We start from the raw sequence: 15,324 nt of genomic DNA on the forward strand, positions 1-15,324 counted from the left end.
TTTTTGCCTGCTATCTAGCTTTTTCCTTTGCTATCCACTCATCCACTCTTAGCCTGTCAAACCTCCACTCTTTACCGTCTTTAAACGCGGGTATCTTTCCTGAATTTGCCCAGTCCATTATATTTGAGGCCTCTACCTCAAGGTACTTTGCCAGCTCATTCACGCTAAAGACCCTGCTTCTTTGGCTAGACTGATTGAGCATGCGGCACTTTCCCTGTATAACAGCGCCTGGCTCAACAGCCAAAACAGGTGTTGTCAAGTCTCCCACAATATGCGCAGTCGAAAGCACCCTTAATTCTTTTGTAGAAGCGATATTACCTGTGATCTTTCCAGCCACCACCACTTCTTCGCCATTTATGTCCGCGCGAACAGAGGCATTGTCCCCTATAGTAAGAATACCTTTTGTATCCAGCTTCCCTTCAAAGTCTCCATTGATCCTCAGATTTACAGGATCCTTGAACGCCAAAGACCCCTGCATACTGGCATCTACATCCAGTATCTTCTCTTCATTCTTGTCTTTTCTACCCATATCCTGCCTCCTTTCTTTTTTACACAACCTTTCTCAATACATAAAGTGCGGCCAGGGCAATAGCGGTTGTTACATATCCTGCTACATAAAAACCGCAGCCAACTGCCAGGCCTATACCTGCAACAGTCCATAAACTCGCTGCTGTTGTAAGGCCCATAACAGATGCGCCCGAACGTATAATCGTGCCTGCGCCTAAAAATCCAATGCCTGTCAGCACCCCAGCAGCTATCCTTGCCGGATCTGCAGTACCAACACTGCCATACGTCATGGCTATATACAAAGAGGTCAACATGACAAGTGCAGACCCAACGCAAACAAGTATATGCGTCCTGAACCCGGCAATTTTTTTATTGTGCTTCTCCCTCTCGATACCGACTAAACCACCCAACAGCGCAGCCAACCCCAATCTCACAATCACCTGCATATCTGTAATCATACACGCCCTCCTAACCTGTATGCCAGGCCTGCTACCATTGCAGCATTATCTGAGCATAATTGTAGCGGCGGAAAAAAGACCTTAAGGCTTCTAAACATCGCCTCTCTCGCAATCATCTCCCTAAATCGAGAATTAGCGCTTACTCCTCCGCCGATGACAAGTGTTTTTAAGTTATGTTTCTCGAGCGCCTTGATAGTATTATTAACAATAACCTTAAGCGCTGCTTCCTGAAAACTAGCAGCTATATCCTCTTCTTGTCCCTTGTCTCTTGCCTGCCCCGTACGAAATCTTTGATTTTCGTATGGGGTCCCTTGTCCCTTAACATAATACAAAACTGCAGTCTTAATTCCACTAAAGCTAAAATCAAGGCCGCCTTTAATTGGCCTACATGTAAACTTTATGGCTTTTGCATCGCCTTTTTTCGCGAGCCTGTCTATTATAGGTCCACCTGGATATCCTAATCCTAGAATCTTCGCCACCTTATCATATGCCTCGCCAATTGCATCATCTAAAGTGTCACCGAGCGTTGTAAAACTGTCAAAGCCCTCCACAAGACAAAGCCTCGTGTGCCCGCCAGATATGATAAGCCCGATAAAAGGAAACCTCGGCGCATCCTTGCACATCAATGCAGAATAGATGTGAGCCTTAAGATGATCCACAGCAATAAACTCTACACCTAATGCATAAGACAATGCCTTTGCGCATGAAATTCCACATAGAAGCGCTCCCACGAGCCCAGGCCCTTGTGTCACAGCCACAGCATCCACATCATTTATCTTCAGGCCAGCATTATTCAAAGAGCGATTTACTACCTTGTCTATATTCTCTACGTGATGCCTTGTTGCGATCTCAGGCACTACACCGCCGAACCTCTTATGCTGTTTCAAGCTCGACGAAACTACATTGGATAAAATCTTTATGCCATTTTCTACTACACTCGCGGCTGTCTCGTCACAGGAAGTCTCGATGCCTAAAATCAACATACTATTTCTCGCTGTATATGATGATGCCCTTCAGCACATCTACAGCGCTCATGATCTGATTATCGTATTCTATCTTTTCCTTTTTTTCTTCATCCTCTTTCTTCTCTTGCAGTTCATCAAATACAGCAAGGGTATCTTCTTCTTTTTCCTCGACCTTTGGCTTTTTCTTGTATTCCACTTCTATGTCCGGCATTATACCCTCGCCATGGATCGAACGGCCATTAGGCGTAAAATACTTGCTGGTCGTGAGTCGCACTGCTGAACCATCTGAGAGAGGCACTACTGTCTGGACAGATCCCTTGCCAAAGCTCTTTGTGCCCATGATAAGACCCCTCTTATAATCCTGAATAGCTCCTGCTACTATCTCAGAAGCGGACGCGCTTCCGCTATTTACCAGAATAACCATTGGATAATCAAGGTGCTTTTTCCTGCCTTTTGATTTGAATATAAAATTCTGACTTTCAACACGACCTTTTGTTGAAACAACGACCTTGCCTTCTTCCAGAAACTTTTCTGAGACACTTACTGCGGAATCAAGGAGGCCTCCGGGATTATTCCTGAGATCAAGGATAAAACCCTTCATGCCCTCTTTTTCAAGATCCCTCAAGCCTATCTCCAGATCCTTGTGGGTATTTTCCTGAAATTCTATAAGTCTTATATATCCAATGCCGTCCTCTATGATCTCCACCTTCTTGATACTTTCTATTTTTATGATAGAGCGGGTTATTGTAAAATCCAGGAGCTTTCTTTCCTCTTCCCGCAGAACAGTCACGCGCACATCTGTGCCTGGTTTTCCACGCAGCTTTTTGACTGCCTCTATAAGCGTTAGGTCTCTTGTAATCTCGTCTTCTATCTTTACGATCTTATCGCCAGCCTGAAGGCCTACTTCATGAGCAGGTGTGCCATCTATTGGCGATATTATTGTAAGGAGATTGTCTTTTATGGTGATCACTATACCTATGCCTCCGAACTCGCCCTCAGTCTCTATCTTCATCTCCTGATACATGTCAGGATCCATGAACTGACTGTATGGATCAAGTGACGCGAGCATACCCTTCATCGCGCCGTATATAAGATCTTTTGACTTTGCCTCTTCAACATAATCCGAGCGTATGAGGCTCATTGCATCTGAGAAAAGCTCTAGTTCCTTGTAGAGATTATCTGAAGTTTCTTCTTTTTCAGCAAAACTAATACTATAAAACAAAGCCACTGCCAAAAAACCTATCACCATCATCCCTACAGCTATCCTTCTCCTCATATCTCTCCTTTCGCTAAAGTAGACAAAACAGTCAGTGACTGATTTGTCTACTTTAGGTAATTAACTTGTTTCTTAGAATCTCGTTTACCTTCTTTGGATCCGCCTTGCCCTTTGTCTTTGCCATGACCTTGCCAACCAAGGCCATAATAGCATTCTCTTTGCCGCTTTTAAAGTCATTGACTATCTTTGCGTTTTCAGCGATGACCTCATCTATTGCCTTTTCTATCGCGCCCTGGTCAGAGATCTGCTCCAGGCCTTTTTCTTTTACTAGCGCGGCAGGGTCTTTAGCGCTTTCGATCATATCTATTAATAGCGTCTTTGCGACTTTTCCTGTAATCGCGCCGCTATCTATCATCTTAAGCATACCCGTAAGATGCTCGACTTTCAAGCTTAACTTGCCAATTGTCAGATTCCTTTCCTTCATGTACGCAGAGACATCTCCCATGAGCCAGTTAGCCACTATCTTTGGCTTCTTGTATATCTTGACGCATTCCTCAAAATAATCTGCGATTGCTTTTTCGCTGACCATGACAGATGCATCGTACTCAGAGAGCTTATAATCTGAGACAAGCCTTTTCTTTCTCGGTTCTGGAAGCTCTGGTATATCCTTTCTTATGCCCGCAAGTAGTTTTTCTTCAAAATCAAACGGCACAAGGTCTGGCTCTGGAAAATATCTATAATCATGCGCCTCTTCTTTTGAGCGCATGGATTCCGTAACATCTCTTGCTGAATCATAGAGCCTTGTTTCTTGCACGATTCTTTGGCCGCTTTCCAAAAGCTCTTTTTGTCTGTCGCGCTCGTATTCCAGCGCAGCCTTGACCCCCTTGAACGAATTCATGTTCTTTATCTCTGTCTTTACGCCAAGCTCTTTGGCGCCTGGCTTTCTCAAAGAGATATTGGCATCGCAGCGTAAACTCCCTTCTTCCATATTGCAATCAGACACGTCTACATACTCAAGGATTGATTTAAGGACTGTGAGATAGGTGTAGGCCTCTTCCGGAGAATTTATGTCGGGTTCGCTTACGATCTCTAAAAGCGGTGTGCCAGAGCGATTAAAATCTACGAGACTGTAGTCTTTCTGATGAAAAAGCTTGCCTGTATCCTCTTCCAGATGCACCCTTGTTATGCCAATGCGTTTTTCTTTGCCATCCGCCATGATCGGAAGATAGCCATGCGCTGACAGGGGCTGGCTGAATTGGGAGATCTGGTATGCCTTTGGCAGGTCTGGGTAAAAATAATTTTTCCTATCAAATCGTATCTCTTTGGCGATCTGGCAATTAAGCGCTATGGCTACCTTTGCACCAAGCTTTAGCGCGTCTCTATTCAAAACAGGCAGAGAACCTGGAAACCCCAGACACACGGGACAGGTCTGAGTATTGGGCGCAGCGCCAAACTCTGTCGAGCACCCACAAAAGACCTTGCTCTTTGTCTTTAGCTGTAAGTGGACTTCTAAGCCGATTACTGTTTCGTACATCATATCCTTTTATCCAAAAAAGCCGAGGCTGGACCTCGGCTTTTTATTTTTGCCGAGGTCCAGCCTCGGCTTTTTTGTAACTTGCTCGTAATTATGCGCTATTCTTAAAATCATCTCTTCGTCAAATGCCTTGCCGAGTATTTGGAGTCCTATGGGCAACTTATTCTTTGTGAATCCGCATGGAATCGATATGCCAGGGATGCCAGCTAAATTCGCGGAGATCGTAAATATATCTGAGAGATACATCGTTAGCGGATCTGCTGTTTTTTCGCCTATCTTAAACGCGGGTGTTGGTGTAGTCGGAGTGACTATGGCATCGTATTTCTTGAACGCGTCCTCAAAATCTTTCTTTATCAATGTCCTGACCTTTAGCGCCCGTAAATAATATGCATCGTAATAACCGCTGGATAGCGCAAATGTACCTAAGATAATTCTGCGCTTTGCCTCATCGCCAAAACCTTGCGCCCGAGTCTTCTTGTGCATGTCAATGACTGACTTTGCCTGACTTGCTCTCAGGCCGTACTGCACGCCGTCGAATCGCGCTAGGTTTGAACTTGCCTCAGCTGTTGCCACCACATAATACACAGCCACTGCGTATTCTGTGTGCGGCAGGCTTATGTCCTCGCAGATCGCGCCCAGCGACTCAAGTTTCTTTATTGCATCCTGCATGGACTTCTTCACCTCAGGGTCTATGCCCTTAATAAAATATTCTTTTGGAATGCCAAGCTTCAGGCCTTTAATATCTTTTTTTATCAATGATGGATAGTCAGGCACGCTCGTATCTACAGATGTTGAATCCATAGGGTCATGACCTGATATGATCTTTAAAAGAAGCGCTGCGTCCTCTACATCCTTTGTCAATGGCCCTATCTGATCAAGCGAAGAACCAAATGCTATAAGCCCGTATCGCGAAACTCGTCCGTATGTTGGTTTTAGACCTACCACTCCGCAAAGCGCAGCAGGCTGTCTGATCGATCCGCCTGTATCTGAGCCCAGCGCCCATATCGCGCTATCTGCTGCAACAGCTGCCGCAGAACCACCGCTAGAGCCGCCAGGAATGCGCTCCATATCCCACGGATTCCTTGTAGTGCCATAGCAGGACGTCTCTGTAGAAGAGCCAAATGCAAACTCGTCCATATTGGTCTTGCCCATGAGCACAGCATCTGACTGAAGCAATTTCTCGATTACTGTAGCATCATAGGGGGGTTTAAATCCTTTTAATATATTCGAAGAGCACGTAGTGAGCTCATCCTTTACACAGATATTGTCTTTGATGAAAATCGGCAAACCCTTATGCGTCTTTGCCCTTTCAAGCACCTTCTCTTTATCAAAATTAACTACTGCATTAAGCTTTTTATTCTTTTGTACGACATCTATAAGACTATTACATATATCTATATGCGATATGTCGCCTTTATTTAATAATTTAATTAACTCATGCGCAGTAAGTTTATTTAGCTCCATCATGCCTCTATTATCTTCTTGACCTTGAAAAGATTATTCTCTTTAGCTGGCGCATTCTTCATGACTTCGTCTACAGGCAGCGACGGTTTTACCTTATCCTCCCTATACACATTCTTCATCTCCAGCACATGGCTCGTAGGCTCAAGCTTAGCAACATCCAACGCCTTCAGCTTATGAACATACTCCAATATGTTGTCAAGCTGGCCTGTAAAATGCTCCAGCTCCTTCTCAGACAAACTAATACGGCTAAGCTCCGCCACATATTTGACAGATTCTCTATTTATGGTCATATTCTAAATTATGAGTTCTTTTCTGCTATGTCGCCGGCTATGGGGAGCTTGAACATCTCACCCTGATAAGCCTTTATCATTAAAAGGATCCATAGAACAAGGGCCAATAAAGATAAAAGCAGGCCGATTAATGCGCCTATTACAGGCACAACAAGAAGCACGATGTTTATTACAGCCAGTCCTCCAAATACCACTATGGACTGCATCGCGTGAAACCTTACAAACTTGTTCTTTTTCTCTACAAGGAAAAAAATAAGTCCTGTTATCCATCCCAACAGATAGCATAGAAGCGCTGCCAAATTCGGCTGCATTCCCATGGATGTCTCGCCTAAATTCTTCTTCTCTTCAACCATACCTAACCCCCTTCTATTTGGTGACTGCCACCAATTTCACAAATTCATCCAATGATATCGTTTCTGGCCTTCTGTTTGGGGATATGCCGGCCTCGGATAATTTCTCCGAGAGTTCCTGTTTAGAGCCAAATTCCCCGCTTGCAGCCAGCGAATTCAATACAGTCTTTCTTCTTTTTTCAAACGAGCTCCTTATTATTTTAAACAGTTTTTCCTCGTCAGTCAAGCAAAGACCTTGATTTCTTATAACTACTTTTAAAAAACAGGAATCCACTTTGGGCATGGGATAAAACGCAGTTTTTTTAATTTTAAATAAAATTTCAGGTTCTGCGTAGAATTGCGTAAAGCACGATATCGAACCATAGTCCCTGGTACCTGGTTTAGCCACCAGTCTTTCCGCAAACTCGCGCTGGACCGTGATAAATATCGAACTCATAAAGCTTCTATTCTTTAAAAGATATATCAGGATGGGGCTTGATATATAATATGGTAGATTTCCCAGGACCCTGATCTTTGAATATTTACTAAAATCATGCTGGAGCGCATCGCCTTGTATTAATTCTAGATTTTCAAAGGAACTGTTCCGCGAAAGAAACTCGTGCAGCCTCTTGTCTTTTTCTACAGCTATGACCTTACTTGCCGCTTCGCAAAGCCCTGAGGTAAGCGCGCCCAAGCCAGGGCCTATTTCAAGCACTGTATCTTTCTTTTCTATATGCGCTGAGGCAATGATCTTTCTCTGTATATTCTTATCTATGAGAAAATTCTGGCCAAACCGCTTGCTGGGCCTGATATTATACTCGTGGAGAGCGCATTTTACTTCGCGTAAGCTTAACATTTAGTTTTATCGCCTCTTTCATGGAGGTTGGGTTTGCAATGCCCTTACCTGCTATACCATATGCAGTGCCATGGTCAGGTGAAGTGCGCACAAAAGGAAGTCCCAGGGTCACGTTCACGCCATTATGAAACGCGACCATCTTAAATGGGGCTAATCCCTGATCATGATACATGGCTATGATCGCGTCCAGGCCTTTATTATACGCCATATGAAATGCTGTATCAGCTGGCAAAGGACCGCTGATATTCGGGATCTTGGATTTTAGCTTTTTAATAGCAGGCGCTATTACCCTTTTCTCTTCTACCCCTATCATCCCCTCTTCTCCCGCATGCGGATTTAAACCACAAACCCCTATCTTTGGATTTTTTATTCTAAAATACGCTTTAAGGGTCTTTTCGGTCAGAATTATCGCGTCTATTATTTTTTCTTTGGTAAGGATCCTAGGGATATTCTTTATGGGCTCGTGACGCGTGACGAGCGTGACTTTTAAAGATCCGCCGCAAAACATCATTGCAAATTTTTTAGTACGCGTGCTTTTGGCAAGATATTCTGTATGGCCTTTAAAAGCAATTCCTGATCTATTTATCGCGGATTTATTTACAGGCGCTGTTACTAGACCCTCTGCGCCGCCTCGCTTAAGGATCGCGACTGCCTTTTTTATGGCGTCAAAACCTGTCTTATCGCGTGGCTCTATAACAAAAAAATCCGCCATACCTTTAATATGCGGATCCCTTAATGCCTTTCTCGTAACCTCAGGACCTATGCCCCTGGGATCACCTGTTGTAAGTAGAATCCTCGGCTTTTTCACTTTATAGAGATATACGCGGACGTCCTTAGCTCAGTCAGCCAGTCGCTTAATTTCTCCTGGAGTTTTTTCGTGAAGAGCATATCTTTGATGTCTTTCTTTGTATCGTCGAGGCTCAAATAACCGGAATATTTTATATCTTCGACTTTTACAATATGATAACCTATTTGCGTCTTTATGGGGCTGGAGAATTCGCCAGACTTTAATGAAAAAATTGCCGCATCCAGATCCTGCAGCATCTCGTTGCGAGCGATGTATCCCATATCCCCGCCGCGCTCCTTATTGGGTCCTTGTGAATGCTGTCGTGCCAAAGCCCCGAAGTCCTGACCTGCCTCAAGCCTATCATAGATATCTGTTATCTCTACCTTTGCCAGCTCAAACTCTACATCATCACTTGCCTTTATAAGAATATGCCTGACCTTGTACTTCTCGTCCTGTTTAAAATCCTCCCTATGTTTTTCATAATACTCGGATATCTCTGATGGAACCACGCTGACCCTTGAACGTACCTCCAGGTTAACAACCTTTCTCATCAATATTTGATCTCTATATCTCCCTTTTAAATTCGCGACAGTAATGCCCTGGGTATTAAGCGTATTGAAAAATTCTTCTTCGGAAGGGAAAGCGCTCTTAATGGACTCGAGCTTATCAAGAATATCTCCTTCTGTAACATTTATCCTTAGTTCCCTTGCGCGGCTTAAAATGAGTTTGTCCTCTATTATCCGCCTAAGAATATCCTTTTTTAACTCCTCCATCTTTTGCAGCAATTCGTCACCCGTATATGCCTGCACATGCTGAGCGTACATGACTGCCAAAAGCTGGTCTACATCCTGTCGAGTCACCACTTCGTCATTCACAACAGCAACGACCTTGTTTACTACCTGAGCCTGGGCGCTAAAAGAGTACATAATAACTAACAATAAAATAATAAAGCCTTTCAAATTTTGCATATCAGTCCTTTTCTGCCTTAACCTGGCCCACTATTTCTCTAAGCATCCTGCAATACAGGTCAAACCCAACTGTTGAGATATATCCGTGTTGCTGCGAGCCAAGCACATTGCCCGCGCCCCTTATCTCCAGATCCTCCATCGCGATCTTAAAGCCAGAGCCCAATTCTCTGTAACGCTCCAGGGCCCTTAAGCGCTTTTCTGATTCACTGCTTATAACGCGGCCCTTTGGCACTAGAAAATACGCGTATGCCTTGTTCTTAAACCTGCCCACGCGACCTTTTAATTGATATAAGTCTGCGAGTCCGAATCGATCCGCTCGATTCACTATCAATGTATTGGCATTCGGTATATCTATACCAGACTCTATTATAATGGTACAGACGAGAACGTCAATAGTTCCTTTCATAAAATCCCTCATCACCTTTTCCAGTTCTCTTGAGTGCATCTGGCCATGCGCAATAGCCATTTTCACGCTAGGGACAAGCTTAGAGAGATTCACAGCTACTTTGTCTATTGTCTCGACTCTATTGTGTATAAAAAATACCTGGCCCCTACGCTTTTTCTCCCTTAAGATAGCCTGCTTCACTAAGGCGCTGTCATATTCTGACACAATGACCTCGACAGGCAGCCTGTCTTTGGGCGGCGTCTCTATAATGGACATGTCTTTCACGCCCATAAGAGACATGTAAAGTGTGCGCGGTATTGGAGTAGCTGTCAATGTCAGGATATCCACAAGCGAACGCATCCTCTTAAGTCTCTCTTTGTCTCTTACGCCAAAGCGCTGTTCCTCGTCTATAACGACCAGGCCCAGGTCCTTGAATTTCAGATTCTTTCTTAAAATAGCATGCGTACCTATTATCACATCGACGAGGCCTTTTTCAGCTTCCTTGATGATCTTGGCGATCTCGCCCTGCGTCCTGAATCGACAGACGATCTCCACCTTTATAGGAAAATCTTTCATCCTGTCTTTAAATGTGATCAAATGCTGTTCAGCAAGCAAGGTCGTTGGTACAAGTATGGCGACCTGTTTATTATCCATGACTGCCTTAAATGCAGCCCGCAGCGCAACCTCGGTCTTGCCATAGCCTACATCACCACACAGGAGCCTGTCCATTGGCTTGGAGGATTCCATATCTTTTTTTACTTCCTGCCACGAGCGCGCCTGGTCAGGTGTTTCTTTAAAAGGAAATCTTTTCTTAAATTCGCCCTGCCATTCTGTGTCTTCTGAAAACTTGAATCCACGCAGCTTAAGACGCATTGCGCTCAGTTCAATAAGCTCAAATGCCATTGAATATATTCCCTTTTTGACCTTCTCTTTCGCGTTTTGCCATGCCTTTGAGCCGAGCCTGTGCAATTTTGGCGGCCTTTTTTCAAATGCCACGTACTTCTGTATCAGATTCATCTCTTCTATTGGCACGTAGAGCTTATCACTATCAGCATACTCTATTACAATGTGATCCTTTTCCGCGCCGTTAAAATCTATCTTTTCAAATCCCCTGAACCGGCCTACGCCATGATCGACATGAACAACATAATCATTCAGCTGTATATCTATAAATGACTCCAGCGGCCTTTTTTCGCCAAGCTCGATCTCTTTTAATTTTCTCCTCTTTGGATACAGCCCCAGCTTCGGCAGGATAATAACCATGGCATGCTCTTCAAGTGTTTCGCTTGAAGTAATGCTGAAACTCTTTATTGAAGAAACTTTATTTCCTGAGAGCTCGATCCTTACTGGGCCTTCAAAGGTAGGCGGAAATATATCTATTATGCTGCCGCGCATGCTATAGTCACCAGGCTCAGAGATCCCCTGGCATCTCTCGTAGCCATACTCAGACAGCTCTTTAGCGAGAGTATTGTAATTTACATCTTCACCTTTGTAGATCTTTATAGATTCAAACATATAAATCGCGGAAATACGCAGAAGCCCGCCTTCGGCGGGACGCGGAACCTACGCGGAAACTCAACTTCAGCGTAGTTCCGCGTTACGTTCCGCGTGGTTCCGCGGTATCTTACATTTTCTCAGGAGCATTCACTCCAAGCAGACTCAATCCGCTAAAAAGCACTGCCTTGACTGCTTTTATCAAAGAGAGTCTGGCCCCAGTAACATTATTATCGTCAGTTACCACTCGATAAGAATTGTAATAGGAATGAAAAAGGCTGGCTAATTCCTGCAGATAAGACAATAATATATATGGTTCAAGATTATTTGCAGCTGTCTGGATTATCTTTGGATAGCGCATCAGGTTCTTTATTAAGCTGATCTCTTCTGGCTTATCAAGAAGGTGTAGATTTCTCACGTCAGGCTTAGCACCTTCTGAAAACTTACCAATGCTGGCGATCCTTGCATGTGCGTATTGGATGTAATAAACAGGGTTGTCCATGCTCTTGGACTTTGCGAGCTCTAAATCAAAATCCAGGTGGCTATCAGTGCGGCGCATCATAAAAAAGAACCTGCCCGCGTCCTTGCCTACCTCGTCAATCACCTGCCTCAGGGTTATGAACTCTCCTTCTCTTGTGGACATCTTCATTGGCTTTTTGTCTCTATAGAGCGTGACAAGTTGGGAGATAAGGATCGAAAGGTTGTCCTTGTCAAAACCGAGCGCCTGGCACGCGGCCTTCATGCGATTCACGTAGCCATGATGATCAGGCCCCCATATGTTTATCACCTTCTTGTATCCCTTTTCAAATTTTTCCTTGTGATAGGCAATGTCTGGCGCAAGATATGTGAAACTCCCATCATTTTTTATCACAACTCTATCCTTGTCATCCTTAAATCTGGTAGACGCAAACCAGGTAGCGCCATCCTTCTCATACAAAAACCCCTTGTCTTTTAAAATCGCAAGGGCCTTTTTTATCTTTCCGGATTCAGAAAGCTTTCTCTGGCTATACCATACATCAAAATGTACGCCAAAATCATCCAGGTCCTTTTTTATCGTAGTCATGATCTGCTTATAGGCATAATCAGCAAAAGATTTATCAGGCGTATCCTTCTTTGCCCTATCTTTCATCTCTCTCGCGATCTCATATATGTAATCGCCTTTATAGCCATTTTCAGGAAACCCTGAGCCTTCGCCGATCGCCTCCAAAAACCTTGCCTTGACTGAACAGCCAAGGATATTCATCTGCACGCCTTCATCATTGAGGTAATATTCGCGTGTCACTTTATATCCGCAGTTTTCCATGATCCTCGCAAGACTGTCGCCAATAGCTGCCTGCCTGCCATGCGCCACAGTCAATGGCCCTGTGGGATTAGCGCTCACGAACTCGATCTGCACCTTCTTGCCTTTTCCGATAGTGGAGCAGCCAAACTTATTTTTCTGGCCAAGGATATCCTTGAGCTCATCTATTGCTGAACTGCGTGAAAGGTAAAAATTTATAAATCCGGGTTTCTCTATCTTGATCTGGTCGATATCGTCTTTTGGTCGAACCATCTCTCTTACAAGGTTCGACGCTATCTCCATAGGCGATCTTTTCAGCGACTGTGTAAGCCGCATCGCTATGTTCGTAGAAAAATCTCCAAACCTGTCTTCTTTCGGGTATTCAAGGTAGACTTCAGGTAAGACCTTGGCGGGACAGTCAGGATATGACTTTTTTATGGACTCTTCTATTAGATTTATTATTTTCTCTTCTAGTTTTGACATGTGGGAATCTTTTCTGTTTTTTATTTAACGTGCCCAAGAACACCTTAGTGATCTTTGGATCAAACTGCTTACCTGCGCCTCTTAAAAGTTCTTGTCTGACCTGTCTATACGACAAGGCCTTTCTGTAGGGTCTATCTGAGACCATTGATTCATATGCATCAACTATTGCGAGTATTCTCGCTGCCAAGGGTATCTTATCTTTTTTTAATTTTCCAGGATATCCATTACCATCATACCTCTCATGGTGACGCAATATTATGGGCGCGAGTTCCTTTAAAAAACCTATCTGCTCTACAATGCCCGAACCCATGACAGGATGCATCACCATTACCTTCCATTCATCCTGATTTAACTTTGATGGCTTTCTGAGTATACCGACATCTATACCTATCTTGCCTATGTCGTGCAAAAGGCTCGCGTATCTGAGGACCTCCCTATCGTGCTCCGGGAAATGAAGCGCCTTTGCAACATCCATGCAGTGCTTCATCACACGCTCTGAATGACCATAGGTATGACTATCCTTGGCATCTATGATGTTCGAGAGCGTCCGGATCGTATTTAAATAACCCTTTTCAGCCTGCTCGTAGAGTCTGGCATTCTCGATCGCTATGGTTGCCTGACCAGCAAGCATTGATAAGAGCTCTACATCATGCTTTGTATAGTTGCATATTTTTTTATTGTAAATGCTCAAGGTCCCTATGATCCTGTTTTTCTGCACCAACGGCACTGTCATTAATGAACGCAGGCCCTTTTGTCTCGCAAGCTGCGGATATTTATAATGTTTCTCTCTGCGTATATCTCTGATTATGTAAGGCTTCCCTTTTTGTACGACTCGGCCTGCAATGCTCTCGCCGACCTCAAGGCTCTTCTTTATCTTATAAAAACCCTGATCCAGATTATAGGCGCATTTTAATATAAGCAACTGTCTGGAGTGATCCAACAGCCTCAAAGAACAGGCAGAGGCATTCATGATCCTTGCTGCCTTGCGAGTAATTAATTTAAGGACTTGATCTAAGTGAAGAGTAGAGGTTATGGATTTACCGACCTCGTAGAGGGTGGAGAGTTCTTTTATTTTCTTTTGGAGGTTTTTTTCGAGCGTCTTTTCTTCTTTTTTTGACATATCCTACTTCTTGGAGCATCGCTCCATAGATCTTCCAGGCTGTAAAACTCTCTTACTTCTTTTATAAAAATATGCGCCGCGACATTATAGGCATCTACGAGAACCCAGCTCCCTTCCTGATACCCTTCGATACCAGAGAAAGATTCGTCTGCTTTTCGTAAACCCTCTTTTATATTATCTGCGATTGTCTGGGCGCGTCTTGTTGAAGCGGCTGTCGCAATGATAAAGAAGTCTGTGATGTTGGATATCTTTCTCATATCCAACATCGCTATATCTTCTGCCTTCTTTGCCCTTGCAAGATCAACTACCAAGAGCGCCTTTTGTCTTGATGTCACGTATTATTCCAGGTTAAATCGTTATTTGTTTCCCATGATGCAGAACATGTTTGTGCTGCATGAAGGGCATTTTCCCTTCATAGCTTTTCTACCATTCTTCATAGTAACTTCCTTTGCATTGTTCATTTCCTTCTTTGCCTTACACTTTACACAATAACCTTGGGCCATTAGGCACCTCCCTTTGTTTTGCTAATTGGTGACAACTTTAACACATTATTCCTTGAATGTCAAGTCCAACTCTAATGTAATTCTTGTGCAACTTTTGAATGTGAAGGATTTTCCTGTGGAGATTTTATCAATTGTTTGGTGGGATAATTATAGAATCTAAATAGAAATTCCTGATTTTAAAGTCGAATCTATGCTAGAATTAATACTGTCTAAAGTAGCATTAAGCTTCTCTATCTCAATTCCAAACCTCTGAGAGCTCTCCAGAGTCCTTTCCTGGCTCTTCAAGGTACTTTTCTGTACTTTATCAACTTTTTTCAGTTTAAACACCAAGCTATCCAATGCAACCTTTGCTTTATCTAAAGGCCCTTCTTTTTCTAATATTTTTGGCTGTGGAAGCAACAATATAAAAAACATCAATCCGATGATAATAGGTGTCACAAATTTAAATAGCTCGGTACTATGATCTTTGACCTGGTTCTCATTGGATGCTATTTTTGATTGCATTGCTTCATGCCAGGCCTCTCCTTCCGATGTCGATAATTGCTGTGGAATTCTTAACGCAAGGCTATCTTTTGATGATGCCAAGGGATAAACATTACCTGAGAAAAGAAACACAAATATTAGTACTATGGGCAGTATTTTTTTAAAAAAGCTCGTATTCATTTTTACCTCCTGAGAAATTCTAA

At 43.5% G+C, this 15,324-nt stretch carries 17 protein-coding genes; all 17 read right to left on the reverse strand.

The genetic code is table 11. The features are described from left to right. Positions 1–10: 10 nt before the first annotated feature. Positions 11–529: a polymer-forming cytoskeletal protein gene (locus P9L93_03810; protein MDP8230210.1), complete on the reverse strand. Its 519-nt coding sequence runs from the start codon at positions 527–529 to the stop codon at positions 11–13. 19 nt (positions 530–548) lie between these two features. Next, positions 549–965, reverse strand: a complete 417-nt coding sequence (locus P9L93_03815) for an MgtC/SapB family protein (protein ID MDP8230211.1) — start codon at positions 963–965, stop codon at positions 549–551. Beyond that, positions 962–1,948, reverse strand: a complete 987-nt coding sequence (tsaD, locus tag P9L93_03820; protein MDP8230212.1) for a tRNA (adenosine(37)-N6)-threonylcarbamoyltransferase complex transferase subunit TsaD — start codon at positions 1,946–1,948, stop codon at positions 962–964. The genes P9L93_03815 and tsaD overlap by 4 nt, the downstream gene beginning before the upstream one ends. Position 1,949: 1 nt before the next feature. Further along, entirely contained in the window at positions 1,950–3,206 is a 1,257-nt protein-coding gene (locus tag P9L93_03825) for a S41 family peptidase (protein ID MDP8230213.1), read from the reverse strand. Between the two features lie 52 nt (positions 3,207–3,258). Further along, positions 3,259–4,683, reverse strand: a complete 1,425-nt coding sequence (gene gatB, locus P9L93_03830; GenBank protein MDP8230214.1) for an Asp-tRNA(Asn)/Glu-tRNA(Gln) amidotransferase subunit GatB — start codon at positions 4,681–4,683, stop codon at positions 3,259–3,261. Positions 4,684–4,689: 6 nt separating this feature from the next. Beyond that, a complete protein-coding gene (gatA, locus tag P9L93_03835; GenBank protein MDP8230215.1) occupies positions 4,690–6,144 on the reverse strand; it encodes an Asp-tRNA(Asn)/Glu-tRNA(Gln) amidotransferase subunit GatA in 1,455 nt (484 codons plus the stop codon). Beyond that, a complete protein-coding gene (gene gatC, locus P9L93_03840) occupies positions 6,144–6,434 on the reverse strand; it encodes an Asp-tRNA(Asn)/Glu-tRNA(Gln) amidotransferase subunit GatC (GenBank protein MDP8230216.1) in 291 nt (96 codons plus the stop codon). Before gatC ends, gatA begins: the two co-directional genes overlap by 1 nt. 8 nt (positions 6,435–6,442) lie before the next feature. Next, positions 6,443–6,787 (reverse strand): DUF4870 domain-containing protein, encoded by a 345-nt coding sequence (locus P9L93_03845; GenBank protein MDP8230217.1) that lies wholly within the window; start codon positions 6,785–6,787, stop codon positions 6,443–6,445. Positions 6,788–6,800: 13 nt separating this feature from the next. Next, the gene (rsmA, locus tag P9L93_03850; GenBank protein MDP8230218.1) at positions 6,801–7,619 is read right to left on the reverse strand and encodes a 16S rRNA (adenine(1518)-N(6)/adenine(1519)-N(6))-dimethyltransferase RsmA; all 819 of its coding nucleotides are present in this window, start codon (positions 7,617–7,619) and stop codon (positions 6,801–6,803) included. Continuing rightward, on the reverse strand, positions 7,576–8,427 hold the full coding sequence (pdxA, locus tag P9L93_03855) for a 4-hydroxythreonine-4-phosphate dehydrogenase PdxA (protein MDP8230219.1): 852 nt from the start codon (positions 8,425–8,427) through the stop codon (positions 7,576–7,578). The genes rsmA and pdxA overlap by 44 nt, the downstream gene beginning before the upstream one ends. After that, on the reverse strand, positions 8,424–9,374 hold the full coding sequence (locus P9L93_03860) for a peptidylprolyl isomerase (protein ID MDP8230220.1): 951 nt from the start codon (positions 9,372–9,374) through the stop codon (positions 8,424–8,426). The genes pdxA and P9L93_03860 overlap by 4 nt, the downstream gene beginning before the upstream one ends. A gap of 1 nt (position 9,375) precedes the next feature. Next, the gene (mfd, locus tag P9L93_03865; protein MDP8230221.1) at positions 9,376–11,274 is read right to left on the reverse strand and encodes a transcription-repair coupling factor; all 1,899 of its coding nucleotides are present in this window, start codon (positions 11,272–11,274) and stop codon (positions 9,376–9,378) included. A 109-nt stretch (positions 11,275–11,383) separates the two neighbouring features. Further along, positions 11,384–13,015, reverse strand: a complete 1,632-nt coding sequence (gene argS, locus P9L93_03870; protein ID MDP8230222.1) for an arginine--tRNA ligase — start codon at positions 13,013–13,015, stop codon at positions 11,384–11,386. Then, a complete protein-coding gene (locus P9L93_03875; protein ID MDP8230223.1) occupies positions 12,951–14,135 on the reverse strand; it encodes a GAF domain-containing protein in 1,185 nt (394 codons plus the stop codon). Before P9L93_03875 ends, argS begins: the two co-directional genes overlap by 65 nt. Continuing rightward, positions 14,084–14,470 (reverse strand): ribosome silencing factor, encoded by a 387-nt coding sequence (gene rsfS / locus P9L93_03880; GenBank protein MDP8230224.1) that lies wholly within the window; start codon positions 14,468–14,470, stop codon positions 14,084–14,086. The genes P9L93_03875 and rsfS overlap by 52 nt, the downstream gene beginning before the upstream one ends. 21 nt (positions 14,471–14,491) lie before the next feature. Beyond that, complete coding sequence (locus P9L93_03885) at positions 14,492–14,638, reverse strand: DUF5679 domain-containing protein (protein MDP8230225.1); 147 nt, start codon at positions 14,636–14,638, stop codon at positions 14,492–14,494. A gap of 156 nt (positions 14,639–14,794) precedes the next feature. Beyond that, positions 14,795–15,301 carry a hypothetical protein gene (locus P9L93_03890; protein MDP8230226.1) on the reverse strand — a complete coding sequence of 169 codons (507 nt, stop codon included), beginning with the start codon at positions 15,299–15,301 and terminating at the stop codon, positions 14,795–14,797. Between the last annotated feature and the right edge of the window lie 23 nt (positions 15,302–15,324).

This window comes from Candidatus Gorgyraea atricola (assembly GCA_030765235.1).
In the GTDB taxonomy this organism is placed as follows: domain Bacteria; phylum Omnitrophota; class Gorgyraeia; order Gorgyraeales; family Gorgyraeaceae; genus Gorgyraea; species Gorgyraea atricola.